We start from the raw sequence: 5,237 nt of genomic DNA on the forward strand, positions 1-5,237 counted from the left end.
TGGTCCGGTTTGTCGGACGACAACGACAAGGGCACGTCGCAACGCAGCCGGTGCAAGTTCCTTGTGAAGGCGATCGCCCACCGCCCAGCCCACGACCCGTCGGGAGTACAGATCGAGGACCACCGCCCGGTACAGCCAGCCCGGTACAGCCAGCCCTCCCGCGTCCAGACGTAGGAGATGTCCGCGCCCCACTTCCGATCCGGCCCCGCCGCCGTGAAGTCCTGGTCGAGGTGGTTGGGCGCCACTGGAACGGCAGGGCCGCTGTCCGTGGTGCGCCGGAAGCGGCGCGGCTGGCGGGCCTTGAGCCCGTTCTCCCGCATCAGCTGGGCCACGCGCCGCCGACGTGCCGCCCAACCCTGCTCGCGCAGCTCGTGGGTCATGGGCGGGCTGCCATACGTCTCGTGCGAGAGCGTGAAGGCGGAGCGGACGTGGGCAAGCAGCACGAGATCCTCGCGCTGGCGCGTCGAGGCCGGGCGGTTCTTCCAGGCGAAATAGCCGCTCGGACTGACGTCGAGGACCTTGCACAGGCGCGCGACCGGGAAGTCCTTCCTCGCCGCGTCGATGAGGCGGAACCTCATCGACTTCCCTGCTTGGCGAAAAAAGCTGTGGCCCGCTTCAGGATCTCCCGTTCCTGACGCAGCACCTCGTTCTCGCGCCGCAGGCGCTTGAGCTCGGCGGCCATGTCCTCCTGCCGATCGGCCGGCGGGCGGTCCATCTCCCGCTCACGCCGACCGTCGATCCAGTTACGCAGCGTCGAGAGCCCGACGCCGAGATCGGGGGCTACCTCCCGGCGGGACCGCCCGCTCGTCTGCGCTCATCGCACCGCCTCAGCGCGAAACTCAGGGGTAAAGGTCTGCTTCCGGTCTGCCATCGGAAACCCCCTCCTTCAGGAAAAGAGCTCTCCACTCTCTCGAGGCAAGTCCAGAGCGCCAATAGAGCAATCTAATATTGCCGGGTTATTTTGTGCACCTCACCCCCCGATCTGGCGACCCTGCTCACCGCGCCCCGCTGGTCCTGCTCATTTCGCCATCGCTGCCCGGGCGGCCTGGATCTTCGCCTTCACTGCTTCGAGGTTGAAGCTCGCGCCCTTCTGCATCGGCGGGAACTCGATGGCCGTCATCGCAAGCTTCTCCACCTCCTGTTGGACGAAGGTGAACCGCCAAAATTCGTAGAGAAACCAGTTCATGTAATTCTGTGTGCCGTTCTTGGTCCCATTGTCGGGCCAGCCCGTGCGCTCAAAAGGGTCGAGCCGAAGGTTAGTGATGTAAGGAACATCTGGTTTGGTCTTGTCTCCAAGCCACCCGGCAGGTTGATCGATGAAACGGTATTTGTAATCACCAATCCGCACGGCTCCGAGTTCGCTCTCGCCGAAATACCAGATCTCATTGCGCCTCGACGAGCCCTTGCCGGTGATCAGGTCCATCTGATTGTAGCTGTCGAGGTGCACCTTATAGCTCGCGTCGCCGATTTTTTTGCCCCTCTTCAGTTCCTCGCCGATATCGGCGTTGCCCGCTGCGGCGACCAGCGTTGGGAACCAGTCGAGGCCGGAAATGACGCCGTTCTCGACCTTGCCGGCGGGCACTTTGCCAGGCCAACGAATCATCGCCGGGGCACGGAAGCCACCCTCCATGACCGTGCCCTTCGATTGGGCGAATGGAGTTTGGCCGCCATCCGGCCAAGTAAAAACCTCCGTGCCGTTGTCGGTAGTGAAGACGACGATAGTGTCATCGTCCGCTCCTAAGTCCGTCAGCTTCTTCATCACCGACCCGACGACGTCGTCGAGTTGCGCCATCCCGGCCTCATGGATGGTCCAGCCGTTCTGGGAGTTGCGCAGAGCTTGATACTTCGGTGACAGGTGGGTGGTGACGTGCATTCGGGTGGGATTGAGCCACACGAAGAATGGCTTGCCGTCAGCTTTGGCCTTGTCGATGAAGCCGAGTGCCAGGTCACGGATCTCATCGTCCACCGTCTCCATCCGTTTAGGATAGAGCGGTCCCGCGTCCTCGATTCTCTGCTTGCCGACGACGCCCCAGCGCGGATCGTCGGTGGGATCAGCCACGCTCGTCGCCCAGGAATGGATCATGTTGCGCGGGCCGACCTGACCCAGTAGCTCCTGCGGGTAGCCGGGGTGGGCAGGATCCTCCATCGCATCGAGATGGTAGAGGTAGCCGAAGAACTCGTCGAAGCCATGCACCGTGGGCAGAAACTCGTTCTTGTCCCCTAAGTGATTCTTGCCGAACTGCCCTGTGGCGTAGCCCATCCCTTTCAGCACGGTGGCGATGGTTACAGCCTGGGCGGGCAATCCGATGGGGGCGCCAGCTTGGCCAACCGTTGTCATGCCGGTGCGGATCGGCAGCTCGCCGGTGATGAATGCTGCGCGCCCGGCCGTGCAGCTTGCCTCGGCGTAGTAGTCAGTGAACAGCATACCCTCGGAAGCCAGCCGGTCGAGGTGGGGCGTCCGTCCTGCCATCATGCCACGATGGTAGGCTCCGATGTTCCAGATGCCGATGTCGTCGCCCATGATGACGATGATGTTCGGCTTCTGCCCCGCCGGCGTCGGCTGCTGCTGAGCCTGCGCTGCCGCCATCGGAGCTCTCGATATCAGTCCGACGGTCGTCAATAGCGAAGTGCCGGCGAGGAGCATGTTCCGACGGCTGAGCGCGTTTCCCGGCTCGGAGCTCGTTTGATCCGTTTGGTGCGCGTCATCGTGAGTCATGACCGATCCTTCTCTTTCAGGATGCACCTGAAGCCGACGTGGCTCATGGAAGTATCGACTGGCTGCGCGTGCCGGGCCGCCGGGCGATAGCGGCGGCAGTAGTTCGGCGCGCATAGGTGCGAGCCGCCTTTCACGACCTTGCAGGGGATCAGTACCTGCGGATTGCGCGGGTCGAAGCTGTCCTCCTCGCGCCCGCCATGCGGGTTTCGAGGAACGCAACAGGGCTTCGAGGCATCGACCGGATGGGTCGGTCTGTACCAATCGGACGTCCACTCCCAGACGTTGCCAATCATATCGAAGAGCCCGTAGCCGTTCGGGGGGAACGAGCCGACCGGCGTCGTGCGCTTGTCGGCTCCGGTGGCGGTATTGAGGTGCGGGAAGTCGCCCTGCCACGTGTTGGCCATCTGGCGTCCTGCGGGTTTAAACTCATCACCCCAGGCGTACTCCGCGCCGTCTAGACCACCGCGGGCCGCAAACTCCCACTCAGCCTCGGTTGGAAGTTCCTTACCGGCCCACGCAGCGTAGGCCTCGACGTCGCGTAACGCGACGTGCACGACGGGATGATCGTCGAGGCCCTTGATCGAGCTGCCTGGTCCGTAGGGATGCCGCCAATCCGCACCCCTCAGAAAAGCCCACCACCGAGTCCAGTCGCGCATGTCGCCAGGCTCTCGTGGCGGTAAGAAGGTGAGCGAGCCGGCGTAGAGCACGTTTGACTGTGCGCCCGGATAGTCCTTGGGATCTGGGGGGCTCTCGGCGACGGTCCGGTAACCGGTCGCGCGGACGAAGTCTTTGAAACCGCCGTTAGTGACAGGGGTCTTGTCGATCCAGAAGCCGTCCACGGTCACCCGGTGGGCCGGCGCCTCCTCGGAATAGTGCTTGTCCGATCCCATCCGGAACGTTCCACCAGGTATCCAGCACATACCACGGCGGACATCCGGCATTTTCGTAGGGGTAGGCATGTTAGATGCAGTCGCCGAAGCGCCAGCCATTTTGCACTCCCGTCCGTTATGGACAGATCCCTTGCGCTCAGCGCTGGCGCTATTCGCCTTTGATTCCGTGTGATGCTTCTGAAATTTGCCTAAAGTATCGAATCGCGAAAATCTATTTACATTTGCAGGCATGTCAGCAAGGCCACATAACTGGGTGGCCCGCCGATGCTAACTTCACGAATGCAGTTTTCACGATGCTGTGCTTTGAAGCCGGACCATTGCTGCTCAAGCTGTGAGCGGGCCAGTGTCTCGTCATGCATGCAGCCCTGAACGGTTGCCTGGGAGCTTTGACCGAGCGATGGCGCGTCGCCGCAGATTGCCTTGATGTTGAAGCGCGGCACCTCCGCGGCTTTTGCAGATGTAGCGGTGAGAAGTGCTAGGAGCAGCAGGCTCGGTGGCTTCAACATCGGTTGCTCCCTTCGCTGGAGTTCTCTGCAATTAGCTTTCTTATCCAACGCCGGTCAAATCAGGACGTCGAGCTCTAACACGCGTGAACCCACGCTCAGCGTGGACCGGCAGGTCGCTTCGCCACGTCTGTGATCGGTGTCAGGCCGACGGTGAATCACTTGTGTAGTAAGCGTTTTATATTGATGTATGTCAAGTGGACGCGGTGAAATACACTCGCCTGGAGAGATAAGCTTGGCGGGAGTGCGCCGGCGGCCCCACACTAGGAATGGGAAGCTGGGACACGTGACGGATAATTTATACTGGGCGGATAGGCTGCCGCTAAATCTCAGACTCGCTATTGAATGCAGCTGACCCGCGAAGGGCACACCGACAAGTCACTACCGTTGATGACTCGGAAGGTCGCCGAGTCTGTTGTCGGGGAGATCGCCGGTCCATTTCTGGTGTACGAGCGCTGCCTAGAGACTGTTATGCACTTTTCATAAGCTTTTCGGCCTGCTTGAGCATGAGGCAGACGAAGGCGACCATGTGCAGACCAGCCAACGTACTGGCGTAGCGCTCATAATCCTTGACCAGCCGCCGACAGCGGGTCGCCCAAGCGAAGGAGCGCTCCACCACCCACTGGTGCGGCAGCAGGACGAAACCGCGCTTGGCCTGCGGCGCCTTCACCACCTCCAAGTCGATGCCGTAGGCACGCGCGGCATCTGCGGGTTTGGGGCCGGAATAGCCTTGGTCGACAAAGGCCAGCTCGACGCTGTCGCTCGTCTCCGCCTGAACTTCGGCGGCCAGACGGCCGACCTCGGCCCGGTCGTCGGTACTGGCGGGCGTCACGTGCAGCGCCACGACATGGCCGGGCGTGTCCACGGCTAGATGCACCTTCGCTCCTGATCCTCCCTCGGCTTCGCGGTTCTTCCGCACTTTGCGTGGATCAGGCAGCGAGGAGCACGCGGCGGCGGCGGAGTGCGAAGCTGGCGCGGCCGTACATGGTACGCTTGAGCATCTTCAGCCGACTGATCTGCCCTTCAGCCTGCGCGTTGCTCCAGGGCGTCGTCAGCGCCGCCCGAACCGCCGGCCCGTCCTGCGCCAAGCCAGCCGCGAAGGTCTCCAATGCCGCCACGCCGCAGGGG

At 62.5% G+C, this 5,237-nt stretch carries 3 protein-coding genes and 3 pseudogenes; all 6 read right to left on the reverse strand.

The window, feature by feature from the left end:
• A pseudogene (locus tag ACXJL8_RS33220) lies at nucleotides 1-871 on the reverse strand (IS3 family transposase); the annotation flags it as partial.
• A gap of 147 nt (nucleotides 872-1,018) precedes the next feature.
• On the reverse strand, nucleotides 1,019-2,587 hold the full coding sequence (locus ACXJL8_RS33225; RefSeq protein ID WP_456686317.1) for an arylsulfatase: 1,569 nt from the start codon (nucleotides 2,585-2,587) through the stop codon (nucleotides 1,019-1,021).
• A 125-nt stretch (nucleotides 2,588-2,712) separates the two neighbouring features.
• On the reverse strand, nucleotides 2,713-3,606 hold the full coding sequence (locus ACXJL8_RS33230) for a formylglycine-generating enzyme family protein (RefSeq protein WP_456686318.1): 894 nt from the start codon (nucleotides 3,604-3,606) through the stop codon (nucleotides 2,713-2,715).
• Nucleotides 3,607-3,821: 215 nt separating this feature from the next.
• Nucleotides 3,822-4,112, reverse strand: a complete 291-nt coding sequence (locus ACXJL8_RS33235; protein ID WP_456686319.1) for a hypothetical protein — start codon at nucleotides 4,110-4,112, stop codon at nucleotides 3,822-3,824.
• A gap of 466 nt (nucleotides 4,113-4,578) precedes the next feature.
• A pseudogene (locus tag ACXJL8_RS33240) lies at nucleotides 4,579-4,995 on the reverse strand (transposase); the annotation flags it as partial.
• Between the two features lie 43 nt (nucleotides 4,996-5,038).
• Nucleotides 5,039-5,237 (reverse strand): annotated as a pseudogene (locus tag ACXJL8_RS33245) (ISL3 family transposase); the annotation flags it as partial.

The organism is Bradyrhizobium sp. P5_C11_2, from assembly GCF_054049755.1.